The following is a 17668-nucleotide window of genomic DNA, read 5'->3' as shown; positions in this document are numbered from 1 at the left end:
CAGCCAATCATAGAGGTGAATAATGAATATATTTGAAGCACTGAGGGAAAGTCACGAACAACAGCGCAGTCTCTCACAACAACTCATTCAAACCAGCGGACATACTGAAGAAAGGGAACAGCTATTTAAACAGCTCAAGAATGAACTTTATGCACATTCGGTTGCTGAAGACCGTTATTTATATATCCCCTTAATGTTTAATGATGTGGGGCTGGACATTACACGGCATGCACTGGCTGAGCATCATGAAATGGATGAACTGGTGGAGAAGCTTGAGGAAACCGACATGAGTAATCCTGGATGGCTTGCCATCGCCAAACAGCTCAGTGAAAAAGTTCATCATCATTTAAAAGAGGAAGAACACAAGTTTTTCCAGCAGGCGGGAAAAATCCTGGAGGATGCCGAAAAAGAAACTTTGGCCAAAAAATATCTTGCTGAATACCATAAATACAAAACCGTAGAAGCTTAATATTTTCAATGAGGGAGAGAAAACAGCGTCATGCTGATGCCGCTGTTTTCTCTCCACGCAAGGTGACGCCAATGGAGGCAATCATAATACAGCCCAATGCCACCCATTGAATCAGGCTAATCTGTTCATGCAGTAAAAACAGCCCTGCCAATGCGGCCAGCGCGGGCGCAAGGCTGGACAGTGTGCCATAACTGAGCTTGCTCAATTGTTTCAGTGCCATCAAATCCAGCGCATAGGGAATTGCGGTTGCCAATAGGGCAATGAGCAGCGCCTTGCCCCAGTATTGAGTATCCAACAAAGCGGGTGCATTGTTCCACAAACCAAAAGGCAGTAAAGTGATAGCGGACAGGCCAATGGCGATGGTCAGCGCATGCATGCCAATATTTTGCTGGACCACCCGATGCCCAAAATAAATATACAGTGCCCAAAAGAAACCAGCCCCGAGAGCGCATGCCGCACCGATATAGGAAAAATTCTGGGCATTGGCATCATGCCACGGTACCATCAGGGCAATCCCTAAAATGGCAAAAGCCACCCAGATATAATCGCTACGCTGTTTAATTGAAAGCAGGGCCAGACCCAAGGGTCCAATAAATTCCAGCCCCACAGCAATTCCCTGTGGCAATTTTCCTAAAGAGCTGTAGAACAGGATGTTCATACAGCCTAAAGACGCACTGTAAAATAACAGGTCACGCCATTTGAGCTGTTTGAGTCTGGATAAAATCTTCCATGAGCGAAACATGACCGCAACCAGAACCGTGGCGAAACTGAGCCTTAAAATCGTGACGGTCAATGGATCAAGGGTTGCAATCAACTGTTTGGCAAATGAGGCACTGATCTGGTAGGCCACCATGGATAAAACCATGTACAGCACGGCAAGCAACTGGAGATTTTTCATATAGCCTCTTTTTGCTGACGGGCATGCTGGGTGGTCACGGTGCAGCCAATGGATGCAATGATAATGGTTGCTAAAGCCAGCCATTGGTTCCAAAGCAGTTTTTCACCCAAGAAGATAAAACCCGATAAAGCGGCAACCGCTGGTTCAAGGCTCATCAGGGTTCCAAAGCTCAGTGGGGTTAAATTGCGCAGCGCGATCATCTCTAATGAAAATGGTAGTGCACTGGCTAAAATTGCCAGTCCAATAAAATAATATAAATTTGGCAGTTCAAACACATGCCCGACTGCACCAGAGAAAGCGGCGAAAGGCAGCAAGCATAGCATACCAATGCTCATCCCTAAACAAACGGTATGATTGCCAGAAATGCCAGAGGGCTTTTGCCCTGCAATGATATAAAATGCCCAGCATGCACCTGCACTGACCGCAAACAATACACCGATTAGGTCGAGACCCTGCTGGGCCTGTTGTAAGGGAAACAGCAGCACCAAGCCTAGAATGGCACAGCCCACCCAGATAAAGTCGTATTTTTGACGGGCATGGTACAGCGCCACACTCAGTGGCCCAATAAATTCAAAGGCCACAGCCAAACCTAAGGGTAAGCGTTCCAGCGATAAATAGAACAGAGCATTCATCCCTGCGAGGGCCATGCCGTAGCTGAGGATTGCTTTCCAGCGTACATTGCTGAAATTGATTTTCCAGATTTTAAAGATGACAGCCAAAATCATTGCGCCAAAAAATAAACGCATGGCAGAGACGGTTAAGACTGGAAAACTTTGAAAGAGAATCTTTGCTAAAGAACCGCTACCCTGCACACATAACATGGCAATCATCAACAACAGTAAGGCATGTACAGGGGTCTTGGACATGGGAGCAACTTAATTATTGGAACGATTGGTATAAATAGAATCTATTTCACATAATAATTCAAACGCCCATAAAAAAGCCACAGCTTAAACTGTGGCTTTTCCTGAATTGTCCTGATTAGAACAATACACGTACGCGGATCGTACCTTCAACATTGTGCAAGGTATCCAGTGCTTCCTGAGACGCAGATGCATCCACATCCATCACAAGGTAACCAATGTCACCTTTGGTCATTAAAGACTGACCTGAGATGTTGATGCCTTGTTCAGCAAACAGGGTGTTGATTTTGGACAATACACCTGGAATGTTCTTGTGGATGTGCAGTAGGCGATGTTGGCCTTCAGTCAATGGCAATGCGATTTCTGGGAAGTTCACCGCAGATAGAGTCATACCCTTATCTGAGTAGGCAACGAATTTCTCAGCAACTTCCAGACCGATGTTCGCCTGCGCTTCCATGGTCGAACCACCTACGTGAGGGGTTAAAATCACGTTGTCCAAGCCACGAAGTGGAGACTGGAATTCTTCGCCGTTTGCTTTAGGCTCTTTCGGGAACACGTCAACCGCCGCACCCGCAATGTGGCCTGATTTAATTGCATCAGCCAAATCTTCGATGATGACACAGGTGCCACGTGCCGCATTGATGAAGATCGAACCCTCTTTCATCTGTGCAAACTGTTCTTTCTTGAAGAAGTTACGTGTAGATGGTACATCTGGAACGTGTAGGGAAACCACATCAGCAGTTGCCAAAAGCTCATCTAAAGAACCAACTTGACGTGCATTACCCAACGGTAACTTGGTCACGGCATCAAAATAGATGACTTTCATACCCAGGCTTTCTGCCAATACAGAAAGTTGCGAACCAATTGAACCGTAACCAACGATACCTAAAGTCTTACTGCGTGTTTCAAATGAACCTACCGCAGACTTGTTCCAGCCACCCGCATGTGTGTCCTTTGATTTTTCAGGAACACGGCGAAGTAATAAAATGGCTTCTGCAAGAACCAATTCAGCGACTGAACGCGTGTTTGAATATGGCGCATTGAACACAGGAATACCACGGGACATTGCCGCTTTTAAATCGACCTGGTTGGTCCCGATACAGAAGCAACCCACCGCAATCAGTTTATTCGCCGCTTCAAAGACTTCCTCAGTCAATTGAGTACGCGAACGGATACCAATAAAGTGCGCATCCTTGACCGCCTCTTTCAAAGCTTCGCCTTCAAGCGCAGTCTTGTGGTAGTCGATGTTGGTATAACCCGCTGCATTTAAGGTATCGATGGCATTTTGATGCACACCTTCTAATAAAAGAAAACGGATTTTGTCTTTAGGTAGAGAAAGATGTTGGCTCATTACGGCTCCGCTACAAAGGCCAAAATTTAGTTGCCGTATCATAGCATAGAGCATGCAGTTATAGATATTTGCTTTAAAATTACCACAGCAGAATTGTTGATAATTTTTCAGCTTCACATGAATTTTATGGCTGATACACATTTTGTTATGACAGTATCTTGATCCTGCGCTTTATCCCATGCCTGCTTCAATGTAAAATGCATGCAACTGGTGGTCAAACCTCAACGAGCTAGGGTTTGTGCTGTCCTGTAGCGTTTCTATATTTTGGATGTTTTCATCATCTTGTTTTTAATAGATTGAAAAATATGATGTTGCCCTCCAGAAACCCGATATTTATTTCTTGCTAGGCCTGTAAACGATGAATGCTTCAGTCGCTTTAACACCTGAGTTATTGACCCAACTAACGGCAATTGTGGGTGAAAACCGTATTAAAACCGATGCCGATAGTCTGCAAAACTGGGGGCGGGACCATACCAAACATTTTGATCCGAACCCATCAGTCATCGTTTTCCCGTCAAGCACGGAGCAGGTTCAGGCCATTGTGAAACTTGCCAATGAATTTAATGTGGCGATTACACCATCTGGCGGTCGTACGGGTCTTTCAGCGGGTGCGGTGGCAACCAATGGCGAGATTGTCATCAGCTTTGACAAGATGAACCAGATTCTGGAGTTCTTCCCAGCCGACCGTATGGTGCGTGTGCAGGCAGGTGTGGTGACTGAACAGTTGCAGAACTATGCTGAAGAGCAGGGTATGTATTACCCAGTGGATTTTGCATCAGCAGGTTCAAGCCAAATCGGTGGCAATATTGGAACCAATGCAGGCGGCATCAAGGTTATTAAATATGGTATGACCCGTAACTGGGTGCTGGGCCTGACTGTGGTGACAGGTAAAGGTGATGTGATCCGTTTAAACAAGGGTATGATTAAAAATGCCACGGGTTATGCTTTGCAGCATTTATTCATCGGTGGTGAAGGGACTTTAGGACTCGTGACCGAGGCGGAAATCAAGCTTGAACGTCAACCACAAAACTTGCAGGTGATGGTGCTGGGTACGCCTGACTTTGAAGCGGTAATGCCTGTGTTACATGCATTCCAGAAAGAAATCGACCTGACTGCGTTCGAGTTCTTTGGTGAAGTGGCGATGCAGAAAGTCCTGGATCGTGGTCATGTACAACGTCCATTTGAAACGCAATGTCCGTTCTATGTGTTATTGGAATTTGAAGCGCCGTATGAACCAATCATGGACAAGGCCATGCAGATTTTTGAGCATTGCATGGAACAGGGTTGGGTAATTGATGGGGTAATGAGCCAAAGTCTGGAACAGGCACAAAGCTTATGGCGTTTGCGTGAAGATATTTCGGAATCAATTGCGCCATTTATTCCATATAAAAATGATATTTCCGTATTGATTACCCATGTGCCTGCATTTATTGCGGAAATTGATGCGATTGTGGCAGACAACTATCCAGACTTTGAAATTTGCTGGTTTGGTCATATTGGTGACGGCAACCTGCACTTAAATATTCTAAAACCTGAAAACCTGACCAAAGATGAATTCTTTGCCAAGTGTCAGGTGGTGAATAAATATGTGTTTGAAACAGTGAAAAAGTATGATGGTTCGATCTCTGCCGAGCATGGTGTGGGAATGACCAAGAAGCCATATCTGGAATATTCACGTTCGCCTGAAGAAATTGAATATATGAAAGCTCTAAAATTAGCTTTTGACCCGAATGGGATTATGAATCCTGGGAAATTGTTTGATCTTTAATGCTTGATTAAACAAAAGAATTTCTGTTAAAAGCGTATCGAAAGATGCGCTTTTTTTATAAAATTAGAGAATGTAATGAAGAATGATATTGATGGGATAAATTCGCTATTTGTAGACTATGATGAAGTTCAGGAAGTACAAATTTTATTTTCAACAGAGAAATCCGCCTATAACCTTAAGCTTATTCTAAAATGTAATATTAATGAAATATTTACGAATGTTTTATTGGTGAATTTTTACAATATAAAATTTTTGAATATACAAAATTCAGGAAATAATTTTACTCAATGGGCTGGTCTGCATATCAGAAAAAGGGATGATGGATGGGAATATTGTAATTACGAGGTTATACAAATTGAGGAAGAAGATGTTTCTTTTTCATTTTATAGCTTTGATTATGAGATTATCTCTGTTTAAAATTCAATGGATTAGAACAGTAACAAGATGATTATCTCTGTTAAGTCTTAAATTTTTAAATGTTGAAGTAATAGTAATGAACATCCACCACGAAATTGAAAAACTCTTTCAACAACGCCAGGACATTCCTCTTTTTTATATTGAAAGTGGTAGCCGTTTATGGGGAATGGCAAGTCCTGACAGTGACTATGATGTACGGGGTTTCCATTTACCGAGTAAAGACCAGTATTTTGACTATAAAAAATACCGTGACCTGATCGAAGTCATGGACGGTGATTTTGACTTTGTGTCCTATGATCTGGATAAAATGTTTGGACTGCTTGCTAAAAGTAATCCAACAGTTCTGGAATGGGTGCGAGCGCATATTGTTTATTTTAATGACTTTCCAGAATGGCAAGGTTTTCGGGATGGTCTGCTTGAACGCATTGATTATAGCGCCTTGTATCACCACTATTTGTCATTGGCAAAAGGTGGCATGAAAGTGATGCAAACCGCGGATAACTTTACTTATAAAAAAGTATTTTATTCGATTCGTGGTCTGATGTCGGCAGAGTTAGCCATACAGGAAATCATGCCTGAATTGCTGATCACCACATTATTTGAACAGGTTTCTGAGCATGATCCGTTGCGCCATTGGGCTGAGGATTATCTCGAAATCAAAAAGCAGCAGAAAGAAAAGGCACAGTTACCCGAAGCTGAACAGACGGCCATTCTCAAGTTGCTGGATAATAAAATTGAGCAGCTGGCGGCAAGAGAGATGCAGAAAGCTGATCGACGTGAGAGCCTGGAAGCGTATTTAACCGAATATAGCCGTCATTTAAAACAGCATTATTATCAGTAAAATAACTTATTTTACTGATGATTTTATCTGTTAAATTCCGCTTTTTAAGATACGGATTTTCACATCAGCAACATGCGCTTTGGTCGCTTCAAAATGCTGCTGCATGTGTGCAGTTTGCATATGGGCTTCCAGATGCGCTGTACTTTGCCATTTCTCTAGCATCACAATGCTGTTTTCATCCTGTGCCTGCATGGCAATTGCTGGAAGATGGTCAACCAGCGGCTCATAACCATGACAGCCATCTTCCGCCAGTACAGTTGGAATGATTTTCTGAAAGGCATCCAGAACGGCCTGACGATGTTCCGCACCTGCATGGGTGCGGATTTCAGCAATAATGGTCAGCATGTTATTTTCCTGTTTGTGCAGTTGCAAAAAGTTGATCTAAATGGGCTTTGTAGGCTTCAAGATAACTTGGCACATTTGGCATCTTGATCACGTCATTGACGATAAATGTTGGCAGTGCTTCCATGCCTAGAAATTGGTTGGCTTTATGGAATGGTAAATACACGCCATCAACGCCTACACCATGAAAAAACTGCTCTGGATCGGTAAAGGCCTCGATCGGGGCATTCCAGGTCAGCGACAGCATGTATTTCTTACCCTGAATCAAGCCGCCTGAACCATATTTCTTTGACGCATCTGAACGGCTACGTCCATCGCTGGCATAGAGTGAACCATGACCAAACGTGAAAACCTCATCAATGTATTTTTTCATGGTCCACGGCGCACCCATCCACCAGCCTGGCATTTGGTAAATCACCACATCCGCCCATAAATATTTTTCAATTTCGGCCTGAATGTCATATTCGCTATCAGTACGGGTGACCTGTACCGTATGGCTCAGCGTTGTTAAATAACTTTCAGAAAACTGGGTAAGGGTGTCATTCAATTCGCCATTGGAATGTTCAAATTGTTTGGCACCGTTAATAATTAGAATATTGCTCATGGGATACTCAAAAATAGATTGCTAAAACTTGAATGCATTTTAGGGAATCTATTCATGAGTAAAAATGCGTAAATCAGCAAAATACTATTGATCAAAAATCAATAATTAGCTGCTGTGCTTTCTTGCCTTATACACTTTACGAACCATCCAAATGGCAAATATGACTAGGTAGAATGCCCAGAATTGAATCAGCCAGAGTAGGGTTTCTTTAAAATAAGTTAAACCGACTTTGAATGATTCTGCAATTCGTGTCATTAATGGATCACTGTCCAATGTAGCGATGCGATGGATATTTAAATCATGGCGTTTACGGACTTTCGGCTGTTGATAGAACTCAAGCCGAATGGTGCTATAAGCCAGGCGGTCCTTGACTTCCAAATCGGTCAATTGTTGCAGTTGGTTGTTGACCGCATTGGATGGGCTGTTACTTTGGTTTGCAGTATTGAGCTTTTCTTCGAGTCGCTTTAATTCATAGCGTTTTGCTTCATAGCTTTGGCTGTTAAAGTTCAGCATAAGCGGCAGAAGATTATTCAGAAAAGTTGTGACTTGGTCATTGGGTAGGCGCACGGTGAGCTGTACGGTTGGCGTGATCTTTTCATAAATGTCGACACTGCCATCAATGCGGTTACGCTGGGAACTGTCACTGACCTGATAGTTGACCTGTTTCTCTTCAATATAGCCATTGTATTGCAACAACTGTTGTTCCAGTGTTAATGTGGTTTTTAACACATCTTGCACTTCAAATTGCAGTTGGGCACTTTTGACCAGTTGACGGCTTTGCTCCAGGGCGCTTTGCTGGGTACTGACCAGTTGTTCTGGGTTTTTGGTGGCATTGGTGCGAATCGCTTCACTATCTAAGGCTGCGCTTTCTGTGGCAACCACGGCATCACTTGCCACACTTTCTTCTTTTTTGGAGCAGCCAGCCAAAGTGCTGCCCACGATTAAAATAATCGTTAAATTTCTGGCTAAATCTGCCATATCATGATGCCCAATCTATTGTGATATTGATGTTATAAAATCAGTGTTTTTAATACTTTATGTCACTATCAATCATCTGATCATGACAACAAATCTTTTGCAAGCCATATACATTTTATTGCTTGGCAATTAAGTTTTGCATAGTAGCATAAATGAATCGGGCAAATTGGAACGATACAAAATGCATAAAATCTGGATGATTCTGGGATGCAGCCTGTTTCTGGCGGCATGTAATCCACCTATTGCGCAATCGCAGCAACAGGCGGCGGTACAAAAAAGTACCGCAATGCATGCGGTTCTATTGGATCAGCCGAACCTGTTCCATGATGAAACCAACTTGAAAATAGACCAGCAGTTTAACAGTGCTGAGAACCCAACCGATGCACAGGTGACTGTTGAGCAGGCCCAGCAGGATGATTCAGTGATTGCGGTACGAACTGAATACCAGTTGAAACGTGATCAGGAGGTCTGGAAGATCGTGAACAAGAAACAAAGTTATCAATGTGCAAGGGGAGACAATACCGATAAATTCCAGTTTGAGCTTTGTCCATAATTGACCTGTGAACTGTGGTTTAGCCTAAAAGATAAACAAAACTGTGGATAACTTTTCGGTTATTCACATATCTAAACAATCATTGGGATTGTACAAATTGCGGTCATTTTGAAAAAATGCTAAAGTTGCGTCTGGCAATTTGGCCAAAAGGTAAAAAATATTTACCAGTCTCACGTAAATAAATCATTTTTCTTATATACACCCTGTGAATACGGTGTTTTCACATTTATCACATGCTTTCTCACAGCATGACATCAAAATTTAAATCTCAACCATAAAGTCTTATGGTGATGATTCCATTTCCGTTTAAGGGAAATGGAACGAACCTGAGTTGGTTATTTTTGTGAATAGAACATGACAACAAATCATCAGAACATGACGTTAAACCGTATAACGCTCATGTTTCCATTAGCCTTGGTGCTATTTGAATTTTCAGTCTATATCGGTAATGACCTGATTCAGCCAGCCATGCTGGCAATTACGGAACAATTTGGGGTCAGTGCCACCTGGGCGCCATCCTCCATGTCGTTTTACCTGCTTGGTGGAGCTACTGTCGCATGGCTATTGGGCCCCCTGTCTGATCGGCTGGGGCGTAAAAAGGTTTTATTGGCTGGTGTGGCGTTCTTTACTCTCTGTTGTTTGCTTATTTTACTGACCCATAACATTGAGCAGTTCCTTGCCCTGCGTTTTTTACAGGGCATCGGCCTGACCGTGATTTCAGCGGTGGGCTATGCCGCCATTCAGGAGACTTTTGAGGAACGTGATGCCATTAAGGTGATGGCGCTGATGGCGAATATTTCCCTGCTTGCGCCCTTGCTTGGCCCTGTACTGGGGGCTTTCCTGATTGATTATGTGTCCTGGCATTGGGGCTTTGTTGCAATTGCCGCCGTGTCATTTCTAAGCTGGTTTGGTCTAAAGAAATTTATGCCCTCCAGACAGGAGAGCCGAGCCAGACAGCCTTTTATCTATATTTTTGATGACTTTAAAAAGGTGTTTACGAACAGCCGTTTCCTCAGCCTCAGTCTTGCCTTACCTTTGGTTGGCATGCCCTTGATGCTCTGGATTGCGCTTTCTCCCATTATTTTGGTGGATGAACTCAAGCTGAGCAGTGTGCAATATGGTTTGGCGCAGTTTCCCGTATTCTTTGGACTTATCGCGGGCAACATTATCCTGATCAAGGTCATTGACCGCTTTCCCTTGGGTAAAACCATCTTGATGGGTTTGCCGATTATGCTGCTGGGAATACTGTTTCTGGTGTTGGGCGTGATTTGGCAAAGCTATCTGGTGCCCTGCTTGCTGATTGGTATGACCTTGGTGAGTTTGGGTGAGGGAATCAGTTTTTCCGTAATGTACCGCTTTGCCCTGATGTCTTCAGAGATGTCAAAAGGTACGGTGGCAGCCGCTGTTTCCATGCTGTTGATGATCAGCTTTTTTGCGATCATTGAGTTGGTACGTGTGCTGTACACATATTTCCATATCTGGGCTTTTGCCTTGGCAAGTGTGGTGTTGATTGGCATCTGGTTTACCCAGCCACGGGCGGTACTGAAACAGATTATGCTGGAACGTCAAGCTGAGGGGATTCATTAATAAAAAAGCTGGGAAATCATCCCAGCTTTCAAATTTCTGTTTAAAACATCAACACAACTGTGGATATCTTTTAGGATACCCACAGTACCTAAAATACTTTTTACTTAATCACACCACAGGCAACCCGATCTCCGCCACCGCCCAAAGGCTTAGGTGAATCCGAATAGTTATCGCCACCTGCGTGAATCATGATTGCCCGACCCTGAATATCGGCAAGTTTCAGTCGTGGGGCAAGCACAGGCGTTGTTGCAAAACCCTTGTCATTCACGGTTAAGGCTGGTAGGTCACCTAAATGTCCATCCAGTGGCGTACCGTGATGGGCAACTTTCTCTGGATTGAGATGTCCGCCCGCAGCGAGGGCGGCTCCCATTTTGCCCTCTTTTTCAGCAGCTTCACATGAGGCATTTTCATGGATATGGAAACCATGCTCACCTGGAGAAAGTTTTCCAAGTGCAGGGGTAATGAGTAGACCTTTTGGTGTTTGCTGGAAAGACACGGTACCAATGGAGGCACCCACACCATTGGCATCCACCTGATGAACCGTGATCAGTTGTTTTTGGTCTGGTGATGTAGGCTGTGTCTGGATTTTATTTGCGTTGTTATCCAGATTAACCGATGAACAGGCAGCGATACTTAGACTGAGACAACTCAGTAGGGAAAACTTTTGAATCATTGAAGTCATTGCGAGGCATCCTTAATTGATTATCTTTATCAATTAAATTCAAGCAAAGTTTAGGAGAACTCGCAAGCTTCTTTAATTATTTGATAACAAAAAGGTTAAATAAATTACTTAACCTAAATTCGATTTAAATATTTGTTTAACTTACGGCAAAAATATCTTGGTGGAATCTTGCCGAGTTTTCATCCAATTTCAGGATAAGCCGTCGGCTGGACCTACTTTTGTTTCGGCAAAAGTAGGCAAAACCATTGTCATTCGCAAAACTCGTTGACTACTGTCAGCTAATTTAATGAATCACAGAAACAGCATTTTATTAACGGAGTCCTGTCTCAAACAATTGCGAATGACATTTCCGAGTATCATATCTCTTGCCGAATTCAGGTCACTTGGTCTCAGGTGGAGTCTCAAGTACGGCAACAGGTTCTTCCACATTCTCATGCAGCCATTCACGCCAAATTGCCAACAGGATTGCCAGAATGACTGGACCGATAAACAGGCCAACCAGACCAAAGCTTGCGATTCCGCCCAGTACACCAAACATGATCAACAGGAATGGAATCTGGGTTGCGCCTGAAATTACCAATGGACGGATCACATTATCCGAAGTGCTGACGATACAAACACCCCATGCAATCACACCAATCGCTTCAACAGTCTGGCCCTGCGCAAACAGCCACAGACCAACACCGAAATAGGAGACTGGTGTACCAAATGGAATCAGGGCTAAAATGAAAGTGACCATCGTCAGCAGCATTGGGTTCGGTACACCCGCAACAAAATAACTGAAACCTGCCAAAAGGGCCTGTGCAACTGCGGTTAAGCCTACGCCGTATACCACCGCACGGGTTGTTTCTGAAATGGTGTCAAGGTAATGATGCACACGTGGGCCAATCACCATTTCCATGGCACGGCTGACCTGTGCCAGAATCATCTGCCCATCACGATAGAAGAAGAACAGGGTCATGATGGCAAAAGTCAATTTGACTAGGTTGCGGCTAATCTCACTGAGAACAAAACGCCCATAACTTAAATGGCTTTGAATCCATTCCGCAATATTCTTGGTAATGCTGTTTGGGTCATTACTCAGTTCGTTCACGGTACGGCTAATGTCCTTGCCCACCACAGGCAGGTTTTTAATGAAGTCAGGAATCTGGATATGCCCTGAAAACAATTGTCTCTGTAAATTAAAATAGAGGTTACGCCCTTCCAGTTGCAGCATGAAGATGGCGCAAATAAATGGAACCCCAATCACCAGAATGACCAGACTGATCATGATGGTGGCATTGAGGGTGGGGCGATTTTCCCCAAAGAAACGGCGCTGTACCCATAAATACACAGGCCAGGTCATATAGGCAATAATTGCCGCCCAAAGTACAGGCACAATAAAATATTTGAGAATACTGAATCCCAAATAGATTAAGACAAAGAACAGTCCAAACAATAAAACACGTTGTAATGTGGGAGCGTATTGTTGCACAAGCGTCCGTCTCTAAAGATAAAAGTTGAATAAAATCATATTAACTGAAAAATGTGTCCAGTAAAATTTTCATTCGGTAATTTCACGTTTAAATATCTGGATGAAATGAGGAGGATAAAGCTGATAGGTATGTTTCAGCCAGCCGATTATTTTCAATGGAGTGGCCAGTGATCGGCAATATGTATAGCTCAGTATTTACCAAAGTTTTAAGGCTGCAATACAGCAATTTACCATAGCAACATTTGCTATCGACTTTAATACAGGAGTTGGCAAAGAGTTACAAAGCGTATTGTTATATTGAATTCATCATACATCATAAAGTGAATTTAAGGAGCAGTTCGATGACACATTCAAATAATCAGGACAATATCTCTCCAAAAACAGGTCAGGACCATCATTCACAACCGAATAACAGCAATGGTATACAAGCCGAAAGCGCAGTGGCTGCCCTCTTAAACGGTGATAAACTCAGTTATCAGCAAGTGGAAGGCCTGACGGACAGTGATCAATTACAGCAGGCTATAGAAAAGGAAGATATTCCTAAAAATCCTGAAAATGCCCTACAGGAGCAAGGTGCGGAACGTGAACAGGCAATCCAGTCAAATAATGGCAGTCACGGTAACGAGACCATCCGCAAAGCTGTGGAAAACCTCGATAGTGATGAAATGAGACATAACCTGAAAGATGAGGGTGATGACACAGACCAACCTAGCCCAAATCCCGCACCTTTCATTGAACCCAAATAAAGATAGGCTTTAGTCGGTGCAGTTGCATAAATGGCCCATACCTTGTTCCATCCTGCCGTGATGGAACAAGATGGTTTAAAACCATTGGCTTGGATCATCCACCAACTGATTTAAAACAGGCTGCCACTGACTCTGAATACTGACAAAGTTCTTCTGTGGCTTATCAAAAACACTGAGTCCCTGCATCGCCAATGTCCCATAGGCACTCCGTTCGGAAATCCATGCCACAGGCTGCTGCTCAATCTTGCTAAAGAAGTCCTGAATATCCTTTGAGCTGGCGTTATTTGGCTTGACCCGATTGGCAATCAGCAGAATCTGAACTTTGCCCTTACGAATCCGTTTGATGTCCTGCAAATGCTTGAGGAAACGGCGGGTACTGTCAATGTCGAAAAACGACGGCTGTAATGGCGTGACAATCGCATGTGCCTCACTGACCAGTTGTTCCGCATGTTCTCCTGAAAGGGCACCAGGCGCATCAATAATCAGGTAGTCCAGATTCTTGGGTGCCTCACCAATGGATTTCTCATGTCGCCAGTCCAGACTCTGAATTTCGGTCACCGTTTTAGGACGCTGCTTGAGCCATTGTAAGGCGGATTTCTGGTTGTCCGCATCGGCCAGCGCAACCTTATACCCTTTTTGTGATAATGCCGCAGCAAGTGTAATCGCCGTCATGGTCTTGCCACAACCGCCTTTCTGATTTGCAATTAATATGGTTTTCATGAAATTTGCGTTTTAACGAGTCTCTTATATTCCATTCTACCTTAGCATCTTTTTCAGCGTGGTAGGTTACACTTTAGGCTCAGAACAGGGGGAAATTTTATGTCAGTTTGGTTGGCAATGCTGATAGGCGGATGTATTGGTGTGGTGATCACCACCATTATATTATCCAGCACACGCAATGGGCGTATTCAGGCGGAATATGAACAGTATATTGCTGAACTTGAATTGGCACATAAACAGGCACTAGTTGACGCGCAGAAGCGCAGTGTCAACACCAGTCGCGCGGTGTTAAAGGGCAAAATGGCTGAGCAGTTTGCCCCCATTCTGCCTGAGTTTCAGTATCTTCCCAGTGATGCCAAGTTTCTGGGTGACCCCGTGGATTATGTGGTATTTGATGGCTATACCGATTTCCGTGATGGCGATGGTGATGCCGAAGACATTGAGGTGATCCTGCTGGATATTAAAAGTGGCGGTGCGCGCCTGAGCAAGGGACAGCAGGCCATTGCCCAAGCGATACGTGAGGGACGGGTGCGCTTTGAAACCCTGCGTATTGATTTTAATGATTAATCCGTAATCTCAAGATTGAGCTTTTGTACCCGTGCCATCAGCATCTTTTGCGCAATACTTGGAATGCCCTCGGCATCAAAATATTGCTTTTCGATAAACTTGAATTTTGCCTGTTGCAGGCTGCGTTCAATGTCCCGATTCAGGTGGCAGCCATCGCCAATACGTTTTTGAATTGGGGTAAGCAAGGTCTGTAAAGACTGAATCTTGACCGAGTTGGGATGCTTGACGTGCTCAACCAGATGGAAAGTTCCCGTAGGTTTCAGCACACGATAAATTTCTGCCAGTGCCTGATCCAGTCGGGCAATACTACACAGTGTCCAGGTGGAAACCACATGATCTAGGGACTTGTCGGCAAAAGGCAGTTTCTCTGCATGCGACTGCACATGCTTGACATGGAATGGTGCATGCTGAACCCGTTCAACCGCCAGATGGTAAATGTCTGGATTTGGTTCAAGCGCATACAGTGCATCGACATTGCCATAAAATGGAATGTTTAAACCTGTTCCAAAACCAATCTCAAGCACTTCGCCCTCAATCGGTAGCAGCAGTTCACGGCGTTTATCCATCAGGCTGGCGGTTTGCATGACCTGATTGAGCAGGTGCGGGAAAACCCGACGTTGATAAAATTGATAAATCATAGAGTTCCATTCATTGATTTAAAAAAAGGGAGTGGAGTTGTCACAAAAATATGACCAGAGAGCGTTTGACTGTTACCAAAAAAAGCACTTTCTTGCATGGTCTAAGCATACTATGAAGAGAAGTGATTTTCTAAGTTTTCAGTGATATTTTTGAGGATGGTCAGCATGAACAAAAGCCTATGGATCAGTTTATGCATGGTGGCTGCGATTGGACAGGCACATGCATCGACCAGTGGTGCGGAATATAATATTGCCAATGGTTTATCGCCTATTTTAAAAGACCAATCCATCTCTGTGTTGCAGCCTTTTTATGGTAATTTCCGTATTCTCGGTTCAAAGGTTTATCAGGATGATGAACAGGCAAAATTCTCGCCAATTGACTATGCGGTGAGTTGGGGACTGTTCGCCCAGCCTGAGATTGCCCGCACCATTTCAGTCACGCAGTATGACCGTTATTTGAACTGGAAAATGGACAGGCTGCCTGTCCCAGCCAATCAGGCCATGCAGATGGTGTCGAATATGCATATCATTCCCGCCAATCCCAAGATTGCCCAGCAGATTAAACAGGTAAAGCGCGGTGATTTGGTGCAGCTCAAAGGTGAGCTGGTTGAGGTGCGTGACAAGGATCTGGTGTGGAAGTCGTCATTGACCCCCACAGACACAGGGGATGGCGCCTGCGAGCTATTTCGTGTGAACTCTATCCAGTGGATTGAGAAGCAGAAGATTTAAATTGGATCTTTCTTGAGATGTAGAGGGGCTAAATGCTCCTCTACATCTTTATAGGTTTTATTCAGTTTGCATTTTTGAATCAGCAGTTTGAGTGCTTTTCCAGTGATGCAACTGACTTTGTGCATGCAGGTACTGGTTTAACTGATCCACCTGTTTGCCTGTGTCGGTTGTGCCTGTACCTGATGAAGTACTTTGCTCTAGCACTTTAGCCTGATTTTGCCAATAATCTGACAACAAACCCTGAATATAGCGACCTTGCTCGGTTTTTAATTCCAGATCTTTCAGCATCGTCAGTGCAGAGTGGATATTATCTTTCTGGCGCTGCTGTTCAAATTCTGGTGTCAGTGTATTGGCCTCTTTCATTTTCGCCAACTCGATTTCCATACTGTCACTCATTGCGGTAAAACGCTGGTCATAATCTTCCAGAATGGCAATGTCATGTCCATCATCAGGCGTGGCAGGGAATTGCTTGATGGGTGTCTGGTTCAGTTCACCAATTGAATTGTTGACTGAACTGCCTTGCTTTTCATTATTTGGGACAGGTGGTTGGTTCTTGTTACAGGCACTGAGCAGTAGGGTGGTGCTGAGTACACAGCTTATTGCAAATATTGTTTTGATGTTTGGCATGGTCAACTCGATCTATAATGAATTTGATGTTTTCTGAAAATGATATGCAAAAGTGGTGTAAGGAAAATCTATCTGATCTTGCGCAGTTAGGCCTGTAAAATCAAATACAATTTGTTCAAATCTTGCTTTTAGCTCTTGCTGCTGCTGTGCTGGCATTGCCGCAATAAAACTGGTGGACAGCAGGCGTTTGCTGACCACCTGCTCGACTGTTCCCCGATGCAGTAACTGAAAGGTCTCTAGTTCCACAAATTTAAAGAGCTGCTGATTTTCAAATACCTGTTTCCATTTTTCACTATGGTAGCGTGGGGTATCCCCCTCAAGTGGTGCAATTTCATCCGCCAAGGCCCTGACCCAATCAACTTGAATATCACGTTGGTTCCAGACCAGTCCCAGATGTCCTGATGGTTTTAATACACGATGCATTTCAGTCAGTGTTTCAATGTTTGAGAACCAATGGAAAGACTGGGCACAAACCATGGCATCAACCGATTCATTTTGCAAAGGCAGTTGGTCACTGAAAGCCTGTACACATTCAACTGTTGGATGAACCTGTTGCAACTGTTGCAGCATTTCCATCACGGGTTCCACCGCAATCACTTTTGCCTGGGTTTGAATGAGGTAGGGTAAGAATTTGCCAGTCCCAGAACCGAGGTCAATAACAGTGGAACTTTCACCTATTTGGAGGCGATCTTGTAACCAAACCGCTATTTCTTGCGGGTAACTGGGACGGACCTGCTCATACAGTTCAGCACCTGAACCGAAGCCTTTTGCAGCGGATGGATGTAAGGATTGTGTCATTTTTTGCGCTTTTTAA

At 43.9% G+C, this 17668-nt stretch carries 21 protein-coding genes; 9 read left to right on the top strand and 12 right to left on the bottom strand.

Annotation, left to right across the window (positions count from 1 at the left end; translation table 11 throughout):
- The first annotated feature begins 22 nt into the window (after positions 1-22).
- Positions 23-469: a hemerythrin domain-containing protein gene (locus QTA56_RS09545; protein WP_267980738.1), complete on the top strand. Its 447-nt coding sequence runs from the start codon at positions 23-25 to the stop codon at positions 467-469.
- A gap of 28 nt (positions 470-497) precedes the next feature.
- Here the strand turns inward: QTA56_RS09545 and QTA56_RS09540 are convergent, their stop codons facing one another.
- The 3 genes from QTA56_RS09540 to serA form a co-directional block, all read right to left on the bottom strand.
- Complete coding sequence (locus QTA56_RS09540; RefSeq protein ID WP_267980737.1) at positions 498-1367, bottom strand: EamA family transporter; 870 nt, start codon at positions 1365-1367, stop codon at positions 498-500.
- On the bottom strand, positions 1364-2233 hold the full coding sequence (locus QTA56_RS09535; protein ID WP_267980736.1) for an EamA family transporter: 870 nt from the start codon (positions 2231-2233) through the stop codon (positions 1364-1366). The genes QTA56_RS09540 and QTA56_RS09535 overlap by 4 nt, the downstream gene beginning before the upstream one ends.
- A 115-nt stretch (positions 2234-2348) precedes the next feature.
- Positions 2349-3581: a phosphoglycerate dehydrogenase gene (gene serA / locus QTA56_RS09530; RefSeq protein ID WP_267980735.1), complete on the bottom strand. Its 1233-nt coding sequence runs from the start codon at positions 3579-3581 to the stop codon at positions 2349-2351.
- A 358-nt stretch (positions 3582-3939) separates the two neighbouring features.
- Here serA and QTA56_RS09525 point away from each other — a divergent pair, with 358 nt between their 5' ends.
- The 3 genes from QTA56_RS09525 to QTA56_RS09515 all read left to right on the top strand — a co-directional run bounded on the left by QTA56_RS09525 (position 3940) and on the right by QTA56_RS09515 (position 6607).
- Positions 3940-5349, top strand: coding sequence for an FAD-binding oxidoreductase (locus QTA56_RS09525; RefSeq protein ID WP_267980734.1), 1410 nt, complete (start codon positions 3940-3942; stop codon positions 5347-5349).
- A 75-nt stretch (positions 5350-5424) separates the two neighbouring features.
- Positions 5425-5766, top strand: coding sequence for a hypothetical protein (locus QTA56_RS09520; RefSeq protein WP_267980733.1), 342 nt, complete (start codon positions 5425-5427; stop codon positions 5764-5766).
- Between the two features lie 76 nt (positions 5767-5842).
- Positions 5843-6607, top strand: a complete 765-nt coding sequence (locus QTA56_RS09515; RefSeq protein WP_267980732.1) for a nucleotidyltransferase domain-containing protein — start codon at positions 5843-5845, stop codon at positions 6605-6607.
- A 30-nt stretch (positions 6608-6637) separates the two neighbouring features.
- Here QTA56_RS09515 and QTA56_RS09510 read toward each other — a convergent pair whose 3' ends face one another.
- From QTA56_RS09510 to QTA56_RS09500, 3 genes are all read right to left on the bottom strand, one after another.
- Positions 6638-6952: a putative quinol monooxygenase gene (locus tag QTA56_RS09510; protein ID WP_267980731.1), complete on the bottom strand. Its 315-nt coding sequence runs from the start codon at positions 6950-6952 to the stop codon at positions 6638-6640.
- A 1-nt stretch (position 6953) separates the two neighbouring features.
- A complete protein-coding gene (locus QTA56_RS09505; RefSeq protein WP_267980730.1) occupies positions 6954-7553 on the bottom strand; it encodes an NAD(P)H-dependent oxidoreductase in 600 nt (199 codons plus the stop codon).
- Positions 7554-7658: 105 nt separating this feature from the next.
- Positions 7659-8531 carry a DUF4349 domain-containing protein gene (locus QTA56_RS09500; protein WP_267980729.1) on the bottom strand — a complete coding sequence of 291 codons (873 nt, stop codon included), beginning with the start codon at positions 8529-8531 and terminating at the stop codon, positions 7659-7661.
- Positions 8532-8712: 181 nt separating this feature from the next.
- Between QTA56_RS09500 and QTA56_RS09495 the strand changes: the two genes are divergently transcribed.
- Together QTA56_RS09495 and craA are read left to right on the top strand one after the other, a co-directional pair.
- A complete protein-coding gene (locus QTA56_RS09495) occupies positions 8713-9084 on the top strand; it encodes a hypothetical protein (protein WP_267980728.1) in 372 nt (123 codons plus the stop codon).
- 354 nt (positions 9085-9438) lie between these two features.
- On the top strand, positions 9439-10671 hold the full coding sequence (gene craA / locus QTA56_RS09490) for a chloramphenicol efflux MFS transporter CraA (RefSeq protein WP_411956091.1): 1233 nt from the start codon (positions 9439-9441) through the stop codon (positions 10669-10671).
- Between the two features lie 100 nt (positions 10672-10771).
- Here craA and sodC read toward each other — a convergent pair whose 3' ends face one another.
- Together sodC and QTA56_RS09480 are read right to left on the bottom strand one after the other, a co-directional pair.
- Complete coding sequence (sodC, locus tag QTA56_RS09485; RefSeq protein ID WP_267980727.1) at positions 10772-11353, bottom strand: superoxide dismutase [Cu-Zn] SodC; 582 nt, start codon at positions 11351-11353, stop codon at positions 10772-10774.
- Positions 11354-11732: 379 nt separating this feature from the next.
- Positions 11733-12827 carry an AI-2E family transporter gene (locus QTA56_RS09480; protein ID WP_267980726.1) on the bottom strand — a complete coding sequence of 365 codons (1095 nt, stop codon included), beginning with the start codon at positions 12825-12827 and terminating at the stop codon, positions 11733-11735.
- A 341-nt stretch (positions 12828-13168) separates the two neighbouring features.
- Between QTA56_RS09480 and QTA56_RS09475 the strand changes: the two genes are divergently transcribed.
- Positions 13169-13573, top strand: a complete 405-nt coding sequence (locus QTA56_RS09475; protein ID WP_267980725.1) for a hypothetical protein — start codon at positions 13169-13171, stop codon at positions 13571-13573.
- Positions 13574-13648: 75 nt separating this feature from the next.
- On the opposite strand, the gene QTA56_RS09470 is transcribed toward QTA56_RS09475, so the two are convergent.
- The gene (locus QTA56_RS09470; protein ID WP_267980724.1) at positions 13649-14293 is read right to left on the bottom strand and encodes a ParA family protein; all 645 of its coding nucleotides are present in this window, start codon (positions 14291-14293) and stop codon (positions 13649-13651) included.
- 99 nt (positions 14294-14392) lie between these two features.
- Here QTA56_RS09470 and QTA56_RS09465 point away from each other — a divergent pair, with 99 nt between their 5' ends.
- Positions 14393-14860, top strand: a complete 468-nt coding sequence (locus QTA56_RS09465) for a Holliday junction resolvase-like protein (protein WP_267980723.1) — start codon at positions 14393-14395, stop codon at positions 14858-14860.
- Here QTA56_RS09465 and QTA56_RS09460 read toward each other — a convergent pair.
- Complete coding sequence (locus QTA56_RS09460) at positions 14857-15498, bottom strand: class I SAM-dependent methyltransferase (protein ID WP_267980722.1); 642 nt, start codon at positions 15496-15498, stop codon at positions 14857-14859. The two genes, QTA56_RS09465 and QTA56_RS09460, sit on opposite strands and share 4 nt — an antisense overlap.
- 165 nt (positions 15499-15663) lie before the next feature.
- Between QTA56_RS09460 and QTA56_RS09455 the strand changes: the two genes are divergently transcribed.
- Positions 15664-16227 carry a hypothetical protein gene (locus tag QTA56_RS09455; protein WP_267980721.1) on the top strand — a complete coding sequence of 188 codons (564 nt, stop codon included), beginning with the start codon at positions 15664-15666 and terminating at the stop codon, positions 16225-16227.
- Positions 16228-16284: 57 nt separating this feature from the next.
- Here the strand turns inward: QTA56_RS09455 and QTA56_RS09450 are convergent, their stop codons facing one another.
- Both QTA56_RS09450 and QTA56_RS09445 read right to left on the bottom strand, forming a co-directional pair.
- Complete coding sequence (locus tag QTA56_RS09450) at positions 16285-16854, bottom strand: hypothetical protein (protein WP_267980720.1); 570 nt, start codon at positions 16852-16854, stop codon at positions 16285-16287.
- Between the two features lie 12 nt (positions 16855-16866).
- Entirely contained in the window at positions 16867-17652 is a 786-nt protein-coding gene (locus QTA56_RS09445; protein WP_267980719.1) for a class I SAM-dependent methyltransferase, read from the bottom strand.
- Between the last annotated feature and the right edge of the window lie 16 nt (positions 17653-17668).

It is taken from the genome of Acinetobacter thutiue, from assembly GCF_030385805.1.
GTDB lineage: Bacteria > Pseudomonadota > Gammaproteobacteria > Pseudomonadales > Moraxellaceae > Acinetobacter > Acinetobacter corruptisaponis.
The sequence above is the reverse complement of the archived record's forward strand: the minus strand, read 5'-3'. Positions and strand labels throughout refer to the sequence as shown.